The organism is Halolamina pelagica, from assembly GCF_001307315.1.
Lineage (GTDB): Archaea > Halobacteriota > Halobacteria > Halobacteriales > Haloferacaceae > Halolamina > Halolamina pelagica_B.
Map to the genome: position 1 here is coordinate 1640569 of NZ_LGUC01000001.1, position 17232 is coordinate 1657800.

Sequence of the window (17232 nt, forward strand, 5' to 3'; positions counted from 1 at the left end):
GCGTCGAAAAGTGGAGTCGCTGCCGGCGCGACTACAGCCGTGTGAGGTTCGTCGCGCGCGGTCCCTTGTCTGCCTGTTCGATGTCGAACTCCACCTCTTGGCCCTCCTCGAGGTCGGGGCCGCCGACGTCCTCCATGTGGAAGAACACGTCGTCGTCCGCGTCCTCGGTCTCGATGAAGCCGTACCCTCCGGTGTCGTTGAAGAACGCAACCTTGCCTGTCGCCATCGCTATCTCCGGTTCCCTAATTCCGTGTGCTCGGATAAATATGTGTGGGTCAGTAGCACGGTCTCTCCTCACGCCACACTCCCACCGGCTGCCGGGCGGACCTTTTTGCTCACAGGAGCCGACCCACGCGTATGGCCAGAGAGACCATTAGCGACGATACCCACGGCGTCGTCTACGAGTTCGCGCCCGAGATGGAGCCGGTCCGAACGGTCGAGCCCAACACCAGCCTCACCTTCGAGACGCGGGACAGTTTGAACGGCGCGATCCAGACGGACGACGACCTGCTCGAGGAGATCCCCGAGGAGGTCAACGCCGCCACGGGCTCCGTCGCCGTCGAGGGCGCCGATCCCGGCGACGTACTCCGGGTCGAGATCGAGGACGTGCGGCTCGCGGAGGATCACGGTCGCGTCGTCACCACCCCTGGGTTCGGCCTCATGCAGGACGACGAAGACGTCGAGGCGCCGTTTACCCGGATCACGCCCGTCGAAGACGGGGAGAACTACGACGACGGCCGCCCGCGGGTACGGTTCGGCGAGCGATCGATCCCGGCGGACCCCTGCATCGGCACGATCGGCGTCGCACCCGCCGAAGAGAGCTACACGACGCTCGTCCCGCACGATCACGGCGGCAACCTCGACACCAACGACGTGACCACTGGGTCGGTGCTCTACCTGCCGGTGTTCCAGTCGGGCGCGATGCTCGCCATGGGCGACTCGAAGGCGGTGATGGCCGACGGCGAGATGTGCGGCACCGGCGCGGAGATCGCGACCGACGTGGACGTGACCCTCGACGTGATCTTCGACCCCGAGTTTGATCTCGAGCGACCGTTGATCGACACGGGTGACCACTGGAAAACGGTCGCCAGCGCGGAGACGATGGAGGCGGCGACCAAGCTGGCCCACAAGGACGCGATGAAGCTGCTCTCGGAGGAACACGGCTACAGTCCGACCGAGGCCCACACGTTCGGCAGCCTCGTCGGGGGCTGGAGATCTCCCAGGTCGTCGACCCGCTGGTGACGGTACGGAACGCGATCCCGAGCGAGCACGTGTCGTCGCCGTTCTGAGTTGCGGGCTCGTCCACTGGCGAGGGACAGTTCCGGATTCGGCGCCGGCAGAGCATGGACCGACGACGGACGCCCCACAACCTTTTCAAATCCGGCAGGTCAGTGGCAGACGCATGTCTTCTCGCGGGTCACCACTCCTTGAGGAGATGGTATGGCCGGAAGTCGAATCGGCACTCGAAGCCGGCACGCGCACGGCGATCGTCGCCGTCGGCTCGATCGAACAGCACGGCCCACACCTGCCGCTGAATATGGACACGTTGGACGGGGACGAGCTCTCTCGACGCATCGCGTCGGCGTTGGGGGACGCGCTCGCTGCCCCGACGATCCGTCCCGGCTGTTCGGGACACCACATGGAGTTCCCGGGGACGATCACCGTCCCCCCGAGACGCTGATGGACCTCGTCCGGTCGTACTGTCGCTCCCTCGACGATCACGGGTTCGAGTATATCGTCCTCGCCCCGACTCACGGAGGGAACTTCGGCCCCGTAAAAACCGTCGCGCCCGAGATCGCCCGGGAGATCGAGGCTGCCGTGATCACCCTCGCCGACCTCGACGAACACATGGAGCTACTGAACGAGGGACTCACCGAGGCCGGTGTCGAGTACGAGCAAGACGTGATCCACGCCGGGGCGGCCGAGACGGCGATGGTGATGGCCATCGACGAGGGGCTCGTCAGGGAGGATCAGTTCGAACCCGGCCCGGAGGGGGATTTCTCGCCCGCACGCCTCCTCAGCGAGGGGTTCCGGTCGATCACCGAAAACGGCGTGCTCGGGGACCCGACCGAAGCGACCGCCGAAGCCGGCGAAACGATCATCGAGCGGGTCGTCGAGGCGTACGTGGACCACATCGAGGCCGAACGGCAGTCGATCTGATCGACGGGGGGCTAATCGGTGCGGACGCTGGTTGATGCACACGACCGTGGAACAGTCCACCGTTCGTGGTTCAGACGGTCTGGTGGGGGCCCGTGCTACCGACGGCGGTCGAGCAGTTCCAGCAACAGCGCCTGCTGGGTCGGCATCCGGTTGCCAGCCTGCTGCCAGACGACCGACTGCTCGCTCTCCAGCGCGCCGTCGGTCACCTCGCGGCCGCGCTCGGCGGGGAGGCAGTGCAGCAGTTTCGTGTCGCCGGCGAGCAGTTCCTCGCCGACCTGGAACCCCTCGAACGCCGGTAGCTTCTCCGCGCTCTCGCCCATGCTGACCCACACGTCAGTGTAGACGGCGTCCGCGCCGGCGACGGCGGCCTCGGGGAGTCGAACAGCGCGGGCTCGCCCCCGGCAGCACGGGCGGCGGCGATGGCCTCGTCGTCGACGCCGTACCCCGCGGGCGTCGCCACGCGCAGTTCCACGCCTGCGAGGGCACAGCCGACCACGAGCGAGCGCGCGACGTTGTTGCCGTCGCCGACCCACGCGAGCGTTGTATCGTCGAGCTGCGCCCCCGATTCGGCCGCGATCTCACGGAGCGTCAACAGGTCCGCGAGCGTCTGACAGGGGTGGGCTTCGTCGGTCAGGGCGTTCACCACCGGCACGTCGGCGTAGGCGGCCAGTTCCGTGAGGTCGTCGTGGCTGTGCAGGCGCGCGACGATGGTGTCGACGTACTGCGAGAGCGCGCGGGCGGTGTCCTTGATCGGCTCGCCGTGGCCCAGATGGATGTCGTCCTGACCGAGGAACGTCGGGTGACCGCCCAACTGCGTCACGCCGGCCTCGAAGGAGGTTCTGGTGCGCGTCGAGGGGTTCTCGAACACCATCGCCACGGTCCGATCGGGCAGCCGCCCCGCCTCCTCGCCGGCCTTGATCGCGGCCGACCGGTTCAGGAGTCGCTGGAGCGCCGCGGGCGAGAGCTGGTCGATCGTGAGGAGATCCGTCGGGAACGTGGGTTCGGTGTCGTTGTCGTACATCGGTTTCAGTCGGTCAGTCGGTGAGCTGTGCACAGGCGGTACCCAGCACGGTCACGGCACGGTCGAACGCGGCGAGCGGCAGGCGTTCATCCGGCGCGTGGTCGAGCGCGGCGTCGCCGGGGCCGTACGTGACCACCGGCACCCCCCACGCGTCGGCGTAGAGGTTCGCGTCGGCGGTGCCGGTCTTGTGGAGGTGAGTCGGCTCGCCGCCGGCGTCGCGGATCGCCCCCTGACCGCCGCCGGAAGCGTGCCGCGGGGCGAGGCAACGTGGGCCGGGATCGACTGGCCCCAGGAAACCGTGCCCGTGCGGCAGCAGTCGTCGACGAGCGAGCGAACCGAAATGGGGGTCTCGCTCGGCGGCACGCGGAACCGCACGGTCATCGAGGCGGTGACGGCTGCGCCGTCGGCGCTGAGCCCGCCCTCGATTGCCTCGGCGGTGGCGGTGACGGTGTCGAAGCCACCGGACTCTGCATCCGCGTTCGCGTCGTCGACAGCCCCGCGAACGCGCTCCCACCACGCGGTCGCCCGGTCGATCGCGTTCGCCTCCGGACGTGCGCCGTGGCTCGCCGGCGTCGTCGCGGTGTACTCGCCGCCGACGATGCCCCGGTAGCCGAGCGTGACCGCGTCCCAGCCCGAGGGTTCGCCGTTGATCACCGTCTCGGGGGCGTCGCGCTCCTCGACCAGGTACCGCGCGCCGCGGGAGTCGGTCTCCTCGCCGACGACGCCGACGAAGGAGGCGCCAGTTTCGACGGCCGCGACGACCATCGCCGCCAGCGCGCCGGTCGCGTCGACGCTCCCGCGGCCCCAGAGCACCGGGCCGGGGACGCCGAGGTCGGCATCCCCCGTCTCGACGCGGACCGAGATCTCGCCAGGCACCGTGTCGATGTGTGAGGTCAGCAGGACCGAGTCGTCGCCGGGCGCACGAACGTTACCGACATCGTCGATCCACGCTTCGCGGTCGTGCTGTTCGAAGAACGCGAGGAGGTGGGCTGCGGCGGTGCCTTCCTCCCCGACGGCGAGGGGATGGCGACGAGTTCGGCGAGCAGTTCGCGTGCCGGCGTGTCGAGCGCGTCGGCGGCGCCGAGAATCTCGCCGGCTGCGTCGCGGTCGGTGCTCACGAGAGCACCTCCACGAGGCTCTCGACGACGCTGTCGGCGTGCTGTTCGTCGATGATCAGCGGGGGTAGCAGCCGCACGACCGAGCGCCCCGCGGGCAGCGCGAGCACGCCCTCCTCGATCGCCAAGTCGCGCAGCACACGCATCGAACCGCGCTTGACCTCGACGCCGATCATGAGCCCCTCGCCGCGCACCTCGCGCACGGGGAGGTCGTGGGCGTCGACGGCCGCGCCCAGTTCCGCGCGCAGGTACTCGCCCACGGCGGCCGCGTTCGCGGGCACGTCGCGGGACTGAATCCCGGCCAGGGTGGCGCCAGCCGCGGCGGCGACGATCGGGTTACCGGCGAACGTCGAGCCGTGGTTCCCGGCGCCCTCGGCGATCCAGTCCGCACAGAGCGTCACCCCAGCGGGAGGCCAGAGGCGACGCCCTTCGCGGCCGTGAGCACGTCCGGCACGACCCCCGCCGACTCGCACGCCCACATCGTCCCCGTGCGGCCGAGTCCGGTCTGGATCTCGTCGAGCACCAGCGCCGCGCCCGCGTCCTCGGTCACGTCGCGAGCAGTCTGGAGGTAGTCGACGCTCGCGGGGTGGACGCCGCCTTCGCCCTGAATCGGTTCGAGGAAGACGGCCGCCGTCTCGTCGTCGACGGCGGCGGCGAGCGCCGCCGCGTCGCCGTAGGGGACGAACTCCACGCCGCCAGGGAGCGGACCGAACGGGGCGCGGTACTTCTCCTTCCAGGTCAACGAGAGCGCGCCGAGCGTGCGGCCGTGGAAGGCGCGCTTGGTGGCGACGACGTTCTCGCGCCCCGTCGCGGAGCGGGCGAACTTCAGCGCTGCCTCGTTCGCCTCGGTGCCGGAGTTCGGGAGCCACACCTTCGAGAGGTCGCCGGGCGCGACCGCCGCCAACTCCGCCTCCAGCGCCGTGCGCGTCGCGACCGGGTAGGAGCCCTGCACGTAGAGTAGCTCCTCGGCCTGCTCGCTGATCGCGTCGACGACCGCCGGCGGCGAGTGTCCCAACGGCGTGCAGGCGTAGGAGGCGCCGAAGTCGAGATACTCGGTGCCGTCCGTAGCCGTGAGCGTGGCGCCCTCGCCGTGCTTGATCGTGATGGGCTTCTCCGAGAACACGAACCCCTCGCCGCTCACGCCGACTCACCCCCAGTTCCGTCGCCGGCGGAGTCGACGACGGCCGCCGGGTCGATCCACGTCCCGTGCCCGTCGAGCGCGCCGAGCAGCGGCTTGCGGAGCCCGGCGTCGGAGACGACGACGCCCGTGGCGCCGCCGGCGAGGGCCTCCTCGGCGGCGTGAACTTTGCGGCTCATGAACCCCGTCGCGGCCGCTTCGACGGTGTCGAACTCGGCCGGCGTCGACGCCTCGTCGATGAGCGTCTCGGGATCGTCCGGATCCCCGTAGACGCCGTCAACGTCGGTCAGCAGCACCAACTCCGCCCCGATCGCCGCGGCAAGCAGCGCAGCCACCCGGTCGGCGTCGGCGTTGACGGCGGTGTCGTCGTCGGCCAGCATCGGCGGCGAGACGGTCGGCACGTAGCCGTCGGCGAGCAGACTGGACAGGAGATCGCCGTTGACCGACTCTGGTTTGCCCGCGTGGTCGCCACGGCGGATCTTCCGCTTGCCGTCCTCGACGATGCGGACCGCCGACTTGCGCGGGCCCGTGAGGAGGCCGCCGTCGACGCCCGAGAGCCCGACGGCGTTGACCCCCGCCGCGCGGAGGTCGGTCACCAGCTCGGTGTTGAGCTTCCCGGGGAGCACCATCGAGAACACGTCCATCGTCTCGGCGTCGGTGAAGCGCCCCGAGACGCCCGCGGGCGTCTCGACGTACTCCGGCTCCGTCCCCATCGCTTCGAGCGTGTCGTCGACGGCCGTCGAGCCGCCGTGGACGACGACGACCTCGCGGCCGGCGGCGACGATGTGGGCCACGTCCTCGATCACGCCAGCCGGATCGACCGCACGCGCGCCGCCGATCTTGACCACCAACGGCGGCTGTCCCGGGTCGACCGCGGCGTTGGACTCGCTCATGGCGATCCCACCGGGTGCAGTCCCGTCTGCGTCAGCCCCGCTGTCTCCTCGAGGCCGAACGCCAGGTTCGCGGCGTGGACGGCCTGCCCGGCCGACCCCTTCATCACGTTGTCGATGGCCGCGAAGGCGACGACCCGCTCGCCGTCGGCCGCGAAGCCCACCTCCGCGAGGTTGGTGCCGGCGACCGCTTTCGGCTCGGGGTAGCGGTAGACGCCGCCGCCGCCAGCGACCAGACGGACGAACGGCTCCGCCTCGTACGCGTCGCGGTAAGCGCTCCAGAGTTCGGGCGTCTCGATGCCGCCGTCGGCCGCGGTGCCGCCCGTCGGGAACGTGTGGCAGGTCGCCGCCGCGCCGCGGACCATCTCCACCGCGTGGACCGTAAAGGAAAGCGAGAGCCCGAGTTGCTCCTCGATCTCCGCCTCGTGGCGGTGACCCGTGGGCGCGTACGGGCGGACGACGCCCGAGCGTTCGGGGTGTGACGACGCCGCGCCGCCACCGGCGCCGCCCTCCGAGGAGCCCACCTTGAGGTCGGCGACGACCTGGTCCGACGGACGGAGCAGGCCGGCGTCGAGAAGCGGTTTCAACGCGAGCATCGTCGCTGTCGCGTTGCAGCCGCCGGCGGCGACGATGTCGGCGTCGGCGAGCCCGTCACGGCTCAACTCGGGCAGCGCGTAGGTCGCCGCGTCGAGATACGCCGGCGCCGTGTGCCCGTCGTACCACTCGTCGTACGCCGCCTCGCTGCCGAGGCGGAAGTCCGCCGAGAGGTCGATCAAGGTGTCGGCGGCAGCGAGATACTGCTCGACGTTCCCCATCGAGACGCCGTGGGGCGTCGCCGCGAACAGCGCGTCGACGGACTCGAGGTCGGCCGGATCCGAAAAACGGAGGTCGAGTTCGCGGAGGTTCGGGTGGACGTACCCCACCGTGCGGTTCTCGTACTCACGGGAGGTCGCTTGGCGAAGCTCGAACTCGGGGTGGCCCGAGAGCAGACGGAGCAGTTCCCCGCCCGCGAAGCCGGAGGCGCCGACGACGCTCGCGGTGAGCGTCACGGCCCCACCTCCGCCGGCGTGGCATCGCTCGCGGCGTCCGAACCCGCGACCGTCGCTTCGAGCCAGTCGACGACCGCCGCCGCCACGTCCACGTCGACCGCGGCGTTGAGCGCCTTGAACTCGACGGTGTGGTTGACCTCGTGGACGGTGTAGCCGGCATCGGCGCCCTCGCCACCCAGCTCCATCAGGTCGACGCCCAACAGGCCGCCGCCGACGGCCTGGCTGGCCTCGTGGGCCAGTTGCTCCGCCTCGGGGTCGAGATCGAACGCGCTCGTCTCCGCGCCCGCGGCGGCGTTGGTGAGCCAGTGGTCCGAACTGCGGCTCATCGCCGCCACCGGCTCGCCGTCGAGCGTCAGCATGCGCAGGTCACGCCCCGGCTTCTCGACGAACTGCTGGACGTAGAACACGCTGTGCTCGTAGTGGCCAAGCGTCGCCTTGTGTTCGAGCACGGCTTCGGCGGCCGAGCGGGAGTCGAGTTTGGCCATCAGTCTGCCCCACGACCCGACGACAGGCTTCAGCACGCAGGGGTAGCCGAACGCCTCGATCGCGTCGAGCGCTGCCTCGGTCGTGAACGCGACGGTGGTCTCGGGCGTCGGGATCCCGGCCGCCGAGAGCGCGAGGGAGGTTTCGACCTTGTCCGAGCACAGCGTCGCCGTCTCGGGGCTGTTGACCACGGGCAGGTCGTAGTGGTCGACGAACCGGCTCGCGTAGCGCGAGCGCGAAGTCGCCAGACAGCGGTCGAGGACGACGTCACAGTCGCCCAGCGGCTCCGGCGGTGCGTCGAGGCCGAACGTCACCTCGCGCACGTCGACCTTGTGGACCTCGTGCCCCCGCTCGCGAAGCGCCGTCAGCAGGAGCTTCTCGTCCGGGCGAATGCGGGAGTAGAGCAGACCGACCTCCATCACTCCCCCAGTCTTCTGCGAGCTCGGGCGCCTTCGCCAGTTCGGCGGGATCGACGCCCACGACTTCGAGTTCGGTGCCACAGCTCCCGCAGTCGACGATCTCGCCGATCTCCACGTCGTCGGGCAGTGCAACGCTGTCGCCGCAGGTTACGCAGTCTGCTTCTGGCATCGTACCCCGAGAGAGGCGAGGGGTGTACTTTAATCCATCTACTCTAGTTTTGCAAAATAAATGTATAGGGCACTCTAGTCGGCGGTTTCGGACGAATCGGTGCCGCGCGGCAAACCGGCCGCGACGGCGCGAAGTGAGTCATGGCCCGGGTGGGCCGCGGCCGCCGACCCCGCCGCCGGAGCCGGGGCTGCGGGCGCGGGAGTGGCGTCGGCGAGACCGTGCAGGCCCCCTCAGGCATACTCGCGCACCTCCGCAGCGAGGCGATCCTCGGCGGCTGCGAGCGACTCGCGGTGGGCGTCGACGGCCGACGAGTGTTCGTCGTGGGCGTCGCGCAGGCGGGTCAGCGACTCGGTGAGCGCCGACGCCGCGGGGCCGCCACGGGAGTCACGCGCGGCGACGCTGCCAGCGGGCGAGAGCAGGGCCGCGAGCGTCTCGCGATCGACGTACGCCGAGAGCGACTCGTCGAGTCGGTCGGTGGCCGCGGCGTCGACCGCGTCGACCTGCTCGTCGACGGTCGCGCTGTCGTCGATCTCGCCGGCGGCCGCCGCGACCAGTTCGTGGGCGGTACGGAACGGGAGTCCGCCGGCTGCGAGCGCGTCCGCGACGCCCGTGGCGGTCGAGAAGCCCGCACCGGCGTCGGCCGCGCAGGCCTCGGCGTCCCACTCGGCGGTGGCGACCGCACCCGCGGTGACTTCGGTCGCCTCCGTGGTGATGTCGACGGCGTCCCACGCGTGCGGCGTGGCGCGCTGGAGGTCGCGGTTGTACGCGCGGGGCAGCCCCTTCAGCGTCGTGAGCAGCCCCGTCAGGTCGCCGCCGGCGTCGCCGGCGACGGCGCGGACCAGCTCCAGCGAGTCGGGATTCTTCTTCTGGGGCATGATCGAGGAGGTGGAGGCGTACGCGTCGTCGAGATCGACGTGGCCGTCCTTCGCGCCCTCGATCAGGTCGGTCGCCAGCCCCGAGAGCGTCGCCGAGAGCGCGGCGAACGCACCACAGCCCTCGATGAGGAAGTCCCGTGCGGTCACCGCGTCGGCCGCGTTCTCGATCACGTCGTGAAAGCCGAGCAGGCCCGCGGTGCGCTCGCGATCCACGTCGAACGTGGTGCCGGCGAACGCGGCGCTCCCGAGCGGTGAGCGGTTTGTGCGCTCGAAGGCGGCGAGCAGGCGCTCGGTGTCGCGGGCCACGGCGCCCGCGTAGGAGGCGAGCAGGTGACCGACGGTGGTCGGCTGTGCGTGCTGGCGGTGGGTGAACCCCGGGACGACGGTCTCCGCTTCCTCGGCGGCCGCGTCGAGCAGCGCCGCGCGGAGGTCGAGGCTGGCTTCGGCGGTGTCGAGCAGGTCCTCGCGGAAGCGGTAGCGGATGCAGGTCGCGACCTCGTCGTTGCGCGAGCGCGCCGTGTGCATCTTCCCCCGACTGGACCGACCGCGTCGACGACGGCTGACTCGATCGCCTCGTGGACGTCCTCACCGTCGGGGAGCGCGTCGTGGCCCGCGTCGGCTACCGCATCGAGCGCGTCCAGGATGGCCGCGGCCTCGTCGGCGCCGACGATCCCCCGCTCGGCCAGCATCACCGTGTGGGCGCGGTCGACCGCGAGGTCCGCCGCGAAGATGCGGGCGTCGGCGTCGAGGCTCGACATGAACGAGCGCGCGGGGCCGCCGGCGAAGCGCTCGCGGCGGATCACGGTCTCCGCGGCCCCGCTGGACTCCTCCGACATCTACGCCCCGCCGTCGGTGGAGAGCGTCGCTTTCTCCTGGTCGGCCTCGGTTACCGCCTTCTCGGCCACATCGTTGGCCAAGCGCTCCTGGAAGCCGTGGTACTTCGCGACGCCAGTGGCGTCGGCCTGTTCGATGCCGTCGACGGTCTCGGTGTTGAACGAGGCGGCGTTCTCGGAGTAGACGCCGTACTCGGACTCGCGGGCGACAGGGCGGACGTGTCCGCCCTGCAGCTTCACCGTCACCGTCCCGGTGACTTTCTCCTGGGAGGCGTCGAGGTAGCCGTTCAGGCTCTCCGTCAGCGGGGAGAACACCAGCCCGCGGTAGGCCTGTTCGGCCCACTGCTGGTCGATCTGGGGCTTGAAGTCGCGCTCGGGCTTCGTGAACACCAGCTGTTCGAGCGCCTCGTGGGCGGTCAGGAGGACAGTCGCCGCCGGGTGTTCGTAGTTCTCGCGGACTTTCAGGCCGAGCATGCGGTCCTCCAGCATGTCGGTGCGGCCGACGCCGTGGGCGCCCGCCAGTTCGTTGAGCTCCTCGATCAGGTCGACGGGGTCGAGCTCGTCACCGTCCAGCGTGACGGGGTACCCCTCGTCGAACTCGACCTCGACGAGCGCCTCGCCGCCGCTTGGGGTATCGGTCCACTCGTAGATCTCCTCGCTGGGGACGTGGCTCGGGTCTTCGAGGTCGCCGCCCTCGACGGAACGGGACCAGAGGTTGGTGTCGATGCTCCAGGTTCCCTCGTTGCCGGCTTCGACCGGGAGGTCGCGCTCGGCGGCGTACTCGACCTCCCACTCGCGGGTGAGCCCGAGTTCGCGGACGGGGGCGATCACTTCCAGGTCGGAGCCGCGCCAGACGGTCTCGAAGCGGAGTTGGTCGTTCCCTTCCCCGTACAGCCGTGGGCGATCGCGTCGCAGTTCTCGGCCTCGGCGACCTCCAGGATGGCTTCGGCGATCACTGGGCGGGCCAGCGCGGTCCCGAGCGGGTAGCCCTGGTAGGTGGCGTTCGCGCGCACCGAGTCGAAACAGAGCGACGCGAACGCTTCGGTGGCGTCGACGACGTGGATATCCAGCCCCAGGGCGTCGGCGGTCTCGCGGGCCTCCGCGAACTCTGCTTCGGGCTGGCCCACGTCGACGGTGACTGCCAGCACCTCGTCGTGGCCGTACTCCTCTTTCAGTAGCGGGACACAGACGGTGGTGTCCAGTCCACCGCTGAACGCGAGCGCGACTTTCGTCATACACCACTCTGACGGCCGCTACCAGATAAATACAGCGTTCTCAAGTTTGTAAGAAATTGTGCTACGACACGCTACCCGGACGAAGCAGTGGTAAACAACGGCGAAACGGTACTGGGGGATGAGGTGGAGTTGGGCCTAAGCGGCCCGCGGCCGGAACGCGACCCGTCGCTGTCGGACGGCACCGACAGCGGTGTCGACGGCGGACGTGCCGTCGACGGCGGTGGTCGCGTGAATCACGAGTGATGCTGTGAACCGCGAGGACATAGATGTTTCGTCGACGCTAATCGAGATACCGCTCGGTCGCGCGCGCAAGCGCCGCGATCCCCTCGTCCAGTTCCGCGGGCGAACAGTGGCTGAACGAGAGGCGCGCCGAGCGCGTTCCGCGCCCGGAATCGTCGACGAAGAACCGCTCGCCGGGGAGGTACGTCACGCCCTCCTCGGCAGCCAGCGGGAGCATCTCCTCGGCGTCGACGCCCTCGGGGAGCGTGACCCACAGGAAGAACCCGCCTTCGGGTTCGGTCCACGACGAGCCCGCCGGCAGGTGGCGCTCCAGCGCGTCGAGCATCGCGTCGCGTCGCTTCTCGTAGCCATCGAGCAGGCGCTCGAGCGTCGGCCCGTAGTGGCCGGCGTCGATGTAGCGCCCGAGCACGCTCTGGGTGAACGTGTTCGTGCCGCCGGCGACCATGGTGCCGATCTGCTCGGCCAGCGGCTCGGCGGCGACGATCCAGCCCGTTCGCACGCCGGGGGCGATCGTCTTCGACACCGTCCCGACTCGGATTACCCGGCCCGAGTCGTCCATCGCCGCGAGCGGCGGCGGCGACTCGCCCGCAAAGCGGAGCTCCCCGTAGGCGTCGTCGGCGACGATCAGGAAGTCGTACTCCGCGGCGAGTTCGAGTACGCGCTCGCGGCGCTCGCGGGTGAGCGTCGCCCCGGTTGGGTTCTGGAACTCCGGGATCGTGTACAGCAGCTTCGGCGTCGGCTCGCCCGCGGCCTCGCGGGCTTCGAGGGTCGCTTCCAGCGCGTCGGGATCGAGCCCGTTGTCGTCGAGCGCGACGCCCGTGAGTTCGGCGCCGCGGTTGTCCAGCACCGAGAGACTCCAGACGAACGTCGGCGACTCGACCAGCACCTCGTCGCCGGGGTCGACGAACGTGGACGCGATGGCGTCCAGTGCGTAGGTGGCTCCGTTCGTGACGATCAGCTCCTCCCGCGAGGCGTCGATGCCGCGGTCGTGTTCCCGGGCCAACAGCCCGTCGTGGAGGCGTTCGGCGTACTCGCCGCCACCGTACTGCAGCACGTCGGCCGCCTCCTCTTCGAGAACGGTCTCGGTCGCCGCGACGAGTTCGGCCGTCGGGAACGATTCGGGGTAGGGGAAGCCGTACGTCAGCGGGACCGCGTCCTCGGCCGCCGGCGAGGCACTGCCGCCGTACCGCCCGCCGTCGAGACGATCGCGCACCGTCGACGCGAACAGGTGGTCGAACCGCTCGTCGCGCGCTTGCTCGGCCATGGAGGCAGTCGTCGGCGCCGCGGGATAAAGCCACCCGTGGCGGAAAGCGGTGACTGGGTGGGTGAGCAGCAACTATATGCGCACCCTGTCGCTAGCCACGGCCATGATGCGCCACGACGTCGCCATCGTCGGCGGTGGCTGCGTCGGGCTCTCGGTCGCGAAACATCTCGCGGCGGCGACCGACCTCGACGTGGCCGTCCTCGAGAAGGAACACCACCTGGCGAGCCACCAGAGCGGCCGCAACTCCGGCGTCCTCCACCCGGGGTTCAACTACCCGCCGGGGTCGAAGAAAGCCCGCTTCGCCACCGAGGGCACGGCCCGAATGAAGGAGTACTGCGACGCCCACGACATCCCCTGTGAGGAGTGGGGCGTGCTCGTCGTCGCCAAGAACGACGACGAGGCGCGCCGACTCGACGAGCTGGCCGACCAGGCCGACGCAAACGGCGTCGCCTACGAACGCCTCGACTCCCAGGCGGCGATCCGGGAGCACGAACCGTACGCCGAGGGGCAGGCGGCGCTGTACGCGCCCGAAGCGGCCTCCGTCGACGCGGAACAGTACGTCTACGCGCTCGCCAAGGAGGTCCGGGAGTTGGGCGTGACACTGTACACCGGCTACGAGGTCCAACAGCTCACACGGACACCTGCCGGCTACCGCCTCGAGACCAGCAACGGCCAGTTCGACGTGTCGATGCTCGTCAACGCCGCCGGGCTCCACGCGGACACGCTGGCCCACCAGGTCGGCGTCGGCGAGGAGTACCAGGTCGTCCCGTTCCGCGGCGAGTACTACGAAGTCCGGCCCGAACGCGCCGAGCTCTGTGAGACGATGATCTACCCGACGCCCGACCCGGAACTCCCGTTCCTCGGCGTTCACTACACTCGACGCGCCGACGGGAAGGTGATCGTCGGGCCCAACGCCGTGCTCGCGTTCGGGCGCGAGGCGTACGAGAACACCGACCTGAACCCCGCCGAACTGTTCGAGACGCTCACCTACGAGGGGTTCCGGAAGCTACTCACTTCGAGGAAGATGCTCGGCGTCGCGTGGGACGAACTCAACAAGTCCTACCGGAAGTCGAAGTTCGTCGAGGCCTCCCAGCGGCTGGTGCCCGACGTGCGCGGCGAGGACCTCAACAAGAGCTACGCCGGCATCCGCGCCCAACTGGTGAGCGACGACGGCGAGCTCGTGAAGGACCCGCTGTTCGTCGAGCGCGACGACGCCGTCCACGTTCTCAACGCCGTCTCGCCGGGGATGACCTCCTCGCTGCCGTTCGGTGAACACATCGCGGAGACCATCGCCGACAAACACGATGCCTGAAGGGCCCGAATCACCCGTCGAGGACCGGTTAGGCGGCGACCTGCCGCTGGTCGACACCGAGGCCGCCACCTCGGCCGATACCGGGTCTTCGGTCAGGCCTCGGCCCAGTCCCGGAGCGCGTTCCGGACGGCCGCGAGGTCGTCGGTGTCGCCGGCGACGCGGTCCTCGACGAGCACCCACCCCTCGTCGTCGCGATAGCCGATACCGTAGAGGCGGTCGTTGGCCTGCAGAGCGAGGTGCCGGATACCGTCCTCCGCCTGAGCGAGCGCGGCGGCCTCGACGAGGGCGTCGCTGTCCCGCAGCGCGCGCAGTTCCGTCTCGGTCAGCGGGCGGGCAGGCAGCGAATCGAGTTCGAACATGCCATCCGATAGCGGCGATTGCGTAAAACGGGTTCCGAATCTGACTGCGGTCAGAACTGTCCACGTCCCAACTCAGTATCCTCCACTAGACCCTGAAACGGGTGTTTCGGCCGAATCGGCAGTCAGGCTGACAACGAAACGGCAACAACGGTTTTCCCTCGGCAGGCGGAACAGGCGCCATGGTCTCCCTCACGAGACGGACCGCTCTCCGAACCGGTGCTGTCGCCGCCCTGGCTGGGCTGGCAGGCTGTTCGGGCGGGATCGGTGGACGCGCGAGTACGACTGTCTACGGCGAGTGGACCCCCGAGCGCGAGGGAACTGGCGCCGAATCTGGCGGGGAATCGATGTGGGCGATGGAGCCCGCCGACTTGGCGGAGGCCCGCTACGCGCTCGGCGACCGCTACGACCTGATGGCCGCCTTCCTCGAGCCGCCGGTGCCGACGATGGAGTTCGGCGAACTCGACAGTGTGTACTACACGGGCGGCTGGACCACTTCGCTGTACGGCGTCGAAGCCGACTTCGACCAGTCGTCGATGGTCACGGCCTACCAGGAGGAGCTGGGCGCCGAAACCGTCAACAGCACCTACAACGACTACGAACTCTACCGGGTCGACGCCACGCTGCACTCCTACCTCGTCGGCGTCGGCGAGGGGCGGATCGCCATCGCCGCCAACGGCGACCGCGACCGCGCGGCGCTGGAGGAACTGATCGACGCCCGCGAGGACGGCGAGCGGCGAGTCGAGAACGACGGCCCGCTGGCGTCGATCCAGTCGGCGGTCGGCCAGGAGTCGTACACCCAGATCTCGATCGGCGACGAAGTGGGGGTGCAGGTCGGCGAGACGACCCCGACCGCCGTCGCGACGGGGTTCACTGTGTCGGACACCGAGGAGGAACTGGTCGACATCACCACCGGGTTCGTGCTCCCGGAGACAGTCACCGACCCCGAAGCCGCCGTGGAAGCCCGGGTCAACGGCGACGCGTCCGTGGGCGTGCTGAGCTTCGGGGACGCCGAGATCAGCACCGAAGCCGGCGTCGTGATCGCGAGCGAAAAGCGCCCGATCGCCGACGCGATCTCGCTCTAGGCGCGGCCGAACAGTTCGACGCTGGTCAGCACGCCGCTCCGGAAGCAGTCGAGCGCGAGGTTCTCGTCGGGCGAGTGGTTGTTCTCGTCCTCGTTCGCGTAGGGCACTGTCACGCAGGGGAGTTCCAACTCACGCTCGAACACCGCCGTGGGAAGCGAGCCGCCGAGGGTCGGCTTCAGGATCGGCTCCGTCGGCCACGCGGCGCCGACGGCGTCCATCACGGGCTCACGAACCGGGTGATCCAGCGGCGTTCGCTGGGGGTACATCTGCCCCATCTTCGTCACTTCCACGTCGCAGACGCCGGTAGCGTGCTCGTGGACGTGGGCCTCGAACGCCTCGTAGATCGCCTCGGGGTCCTGATCGGCGACGAGGCGCATGTCCATCTTCAGGGTCGCCGTCGACGGCAGGACGGTCTTGCTCCCCTCGCCGCCGTAGCCCGAGGTGAACCCGCAGATGTTGCAGGTCGGGTAGTACAGCAGCTTCTCCAGGTAGCTCTCGCCCGGCCCCTCGGCGAACGCCGGGATGTCGAGATCCGCCTTGATCGCCTCGGCGTCGAACGGCATCGCCGCCAGCGCCTCGCGGTCGCGCGCCTCGATCGGCCGCACGTCGTCGTAGAACCCGTCGATGGCGACGCGGCCGGTCTCGTCCTTCAGCGAGGCGACGATCCGGACCAGTTCCCACGCGGGGTTCGGGACCGGGCCGCCGTAGTTGCCCGAGTGGAGGTCGCGGTTCGGCCCGGTCACGTCGACCTGGACGTACTGCATCCCTCGGGCGCCCATCAGCACGTGTGAGCGGCCCGACTCGTCGATGGGCCCGTCGGCGACGTACGCCAGGTCGGCGTCGCCCAACACGTCGGCGTACTCCCGGACGACGCTGTCGAGGTTGGGACTGCCGCTCTCCTCCTCCCCTTCGAGGAGGAGCGTCACGTTGGTCGGCAGGCCAGTCGTCTCCCGCAGCGCGCGGACCGCACAGAGGTGGGCGAACCACTGGCCCTTGTTGTCGCCGGCGCCGCGGGCGTAGATCCGCTCCCGGCCGTCGGGCCCCTCGCGGATCGTCGGGTCGAACGGCGGCGTCGTCCACTCGTCGGGGTCGGCCGGCTGCACGTCGTAGTGGCCGTAGACGAACGTCGTCGGCGCCTCGCCGTCGACCGCGGTCCGATCGGCTTCGGCGCGTGCGATTACTGCCGGCTGCCCGGGCGTCTCGACGCGCACCACGTCGTCGAAGCCGTACTCGAGACAGCGCTCGTGGACCAGGTCGACGCAGTCGGCGACCCCCTCGCCGGTCGCGCTGATCGACGGCTGGGCGAGGAGTTCGAAGAGGTCGTCCAACTGCTCGGCCTCGTGGTCGTCGACGAACTCCCTCGCGGCCGCACTCATCGGCGCTCACCTTCGGTCGTGTGCATGGGTACGCGTCACAGGGGGCGGGGTAAATCCCCATCGAACCCGGCGATCCCCCGGCCACTGGACGAACGCGGATCGATGAGGCGACACGGCAGGGGAGTGACGGGTCCCCGCTATGGAATGCAACAACCTTTTTTATCGGATTCGGAGAGTTTCCCACAGTCGTATGTGGGAGCCGCCGGAAGGGG

At 69.8% G+C, this 17232-nt stretch carries 9 protein-coding genes and 8 pseudogenes; 4 read left to right on the forward strand and 13 right to left on the reverse strand.

The window, feature by feature from the left end:
* Window positions 1-31: 31 nt before the first annotated feature.
* Window positions 32-226 carry a cold-shock protein gene (locus tag SY89_RS08670; RefSeq protein WP_049981479.1) on the reverse strand — a complete coding sequence of 65 codons (195 nt, stop codon included), beginning with the start codon at window positions 224-226 and terminating at the stop codon, window positions 32-34.
* A gap of 131 nt (window positions 227-357) precedes the next feature.
* Here SY89_RS08670 and SY89_RS08675 point away from each other — a divergent pair.
* Window positions 358-1289, forward strand: a pseudogene (locus tag SY89_RS08675) (acetamidase/formamidase family protein).
* Between the two features lie 146 nt (window positions 1290-1435).
* Window positions 1436-2160, forward strand: a pseudogene (locus SY89_RS15925) (creatininase family protein).
* Between the two features lie 95 nt (window positions 2161-2255).
* Here SY89_RS15925 and argF read toward each other — a convergent pair.
* The 10 genes and pseudogenes from argF to SY89_RS08730 all read right to left on the reverse strand — a co-directional run bounded on the left by argF (window position 2256) and on the right by SY89_RS08730 (window position 12891).
* Window positions 2256-3181 (reverse strand): annotated as a pseudogene (gene argF, locus SY89_RS08690) (ornithine carbamoyltransferase).
* Between the two features lie 13 nt (window positions 3182-3194).
* A pseudogene (locus SY89_RS08695) lies at window positions 3195-4269 on the reverse strand ([LysW]-lysine hydrolase).
* 26 nt (window positions 4270-4295) lie between these two features.
* Window positions 4296-5437, reverse strand: a pseudogene (locus SY89_RS08700) (aspartate aminotransferase family protein).
* Window positions 5434-6327 carry an acetylglutamate/acetylaminoadipate kinase gene (locus tag SY89_RS08705; protein ID WP_054583923.1) on the reverse strand — a complete coding sequence of 298 codons (894 nt, stop codon included), beginning with the start codon at window positions 6325-6327 and terminating at the stop codon, window positions 5434-5436. The pseudogene SY89_RS08700 and the gene SY89_RS08705 overlap by 4 nt, the downstream one beginning before the upstream one ends.
* A complete protein-coding gene (gene argC / locus SY89_RS08710; RefSeq protein ID WP_054583924.1) occupies window positions 6324-7373 on the reverse strand; it encodes an N-acetyl-gamma-glutamyl-phosphate reductase in 1050 nt (349 codons plus the stop codon). The genes SY89_RS08705 and argC overlap by 4 nt, the downstream gene beginning before the upstream one ends.
* Entirely contained in the window at window positions 7370-8275 is a 906-nt protein-coding gene (lysX, locus tag SY89_RS08715; protein WP_054583925.1) for a lysine biosynthesis protein LysX, read from the reverse strand. Before lysX ends, argC begins: the two co-directional genes overlap by 4 nt.
* 4 nt (window positions 8276-8279) lie before the next feature.
* Window positions 8280-8444: pseudogene (gene lysW, locus SY89_RS15930) on the reverse strand (lysine biosynthesis protein LysW); the annotation flags it as partial.
* 230 nt (window positions 8445-8674) lie between these two features.
* A pseudogene (gene argH / locus SY89_RS08720) lies at window positions 8675-10155 on the reverse strand (argininosuccinate lyase).
* Window positions 10156-11387: pseudogene (locus tag SY89_RS08725) on the reverse strand (argininosuccinate synthase).
* Window positions 11388-11667: 280 nt separating this feature from the next.
* Window positions 11668-12891 carry an aminotransferase-like domain-containing protein gene (locus tag SY89_RS08730; RefSeq protein ID WP_054583926.1) on the reverse strand — a complete coding sequence of 408 codons (1224 nt, stop codon included), beginning with the start codon at window positions 12889-12891 and terminating at the stop codon, window positions 11668-11670.
* 103 nt (window positions 12892-12994) lie between these two features.
* On the opposite strand from SY89_RS08730, the gene lhgO reads away from it, so the two are divergent.
* Window positions 12995-14203 carry an L-2-hydroxyglutarate oxidase gene (lhgO, locus tag SY89_RS08735; RefSeq protein WP_054583927.1) on the forward strand — a complete coding sequence of 403 codons (1209 nt, stop codon included), beginning with the start codon at window positions 12995-12997 and terminating at the stop codon, window positions 14201-14203.
* 92 nt (window positions 14204-14295) lie between these two features.
* Here the strand turns inward: lhgO and SY89_RS08740 are convergent, their stop codons facing one another.
* The gene (locus tag SY89_RS08740) at window positions 14296-14562 is read right to left on the reverse strand and encodes a hypothetical protein (protein WP_054583928.1); all 267 of its coding nucleotides are present in this window, start codon (window positions 14560-14562) and stop codon (window positions 14296-14298) included.
* 179 nt (window positions 14563-14741) lie between these two features.
* On the opposite strand from SY89_RS08740, the gene SY89_RS08745 reads away from it, so the two are divergent.
* The gene (locus SY89_RS08745) at window positions 14742-15644 is read left to right on the forward strand and encodes a hypothetical protein (protein ID WP_054583929.1); all 903 of its coding nucleotides are present in this window, start codon (window positions 14742-14744) and stop codon (window positions 15642-15644) included.
* Here the strand turns inward: SY89_RS08745 and SY89_RS08750 are convergent.
* On the reverse strand, window positions 15641-17020 hold the full coding sequence (locus SY89_RS08750) for a M20/M25/M40 family metallo-hydrolase (RefSeq protein ID WP_054583930.1): 1380 nt from the start codon (window positions 17018-17020) through the stop codon (window positions 15641-15643). The two genes, SY89_RS08745 and SY89_RS08750, sit on opposite strands and share 4 nt — an antisense overlap.
* Window positions 17021-17232 lie beyond the last annotated feature (212 nt).

What these genes read in the sequence shown, in the direction of transcription:
- SY89_RS08750 (WP_054583930.1), bottom strand. Translation starts at nt 17,020, where the DNA reads ATGAGTGCGGCCGCGAGGGAGTTCGTCGACGACCACGAGGCCGAGCAG.
- SY89_RS08670 (WP_049981479.1), bottom strand. Translation starts at nt 226, where the DNA reads ATGGCGACAGGCAAGGTTGCGTTCTTCAACGACACCGGAGGGTACGGC.
- SY89_RS08745 (WP_054583929.1), top strand. Translation starts at nt 14,742, where the DNA reads ATGGTCTCCCTCACGAGACGGACCGCTCTCCGAACCGGTGCTGTCGCC.
- lhgO (WP_054583927.1), top strand. Translation starts at nt 12,995, where the DNA reads ATGATGCGCCACGACGTCGCCATCGTCGGCGGTGGCTGCGTCGGGCTC.
- SY89_RS08740 (WP_054583928.1), bottom strand. Translation starts at nt 14,562, where the DNA reads ATGTTCGAACTCGATTCGCTGCCTGCCCGCCCGCTGACCGAGACGGAA.
- lysX (WP_054583925.1), bottom strand. Translation starts at nt 8,275, where the DNA reads ATGGAGGTCGGTCTGCTCTACTCCCGCATTCGCCCGGACGAGAAGCTC.
- SY89_RS08705 (WP_054583923.1), bottom strand. Translation starts at nt 6,327, where the DNA reads ATGAGCGAGTCCAACGCCGCGGTCGACCCGGGACAGCCGCCGTTGGTG.
- SY89_RS08730 (WP_054583926.1), bottom strand. Translation starts at nt 12,891, where the DNA reads ATGGCCGAGCAAGCGCGCGACGAGCGGTTCGACCACCTGTTCGCGTCG.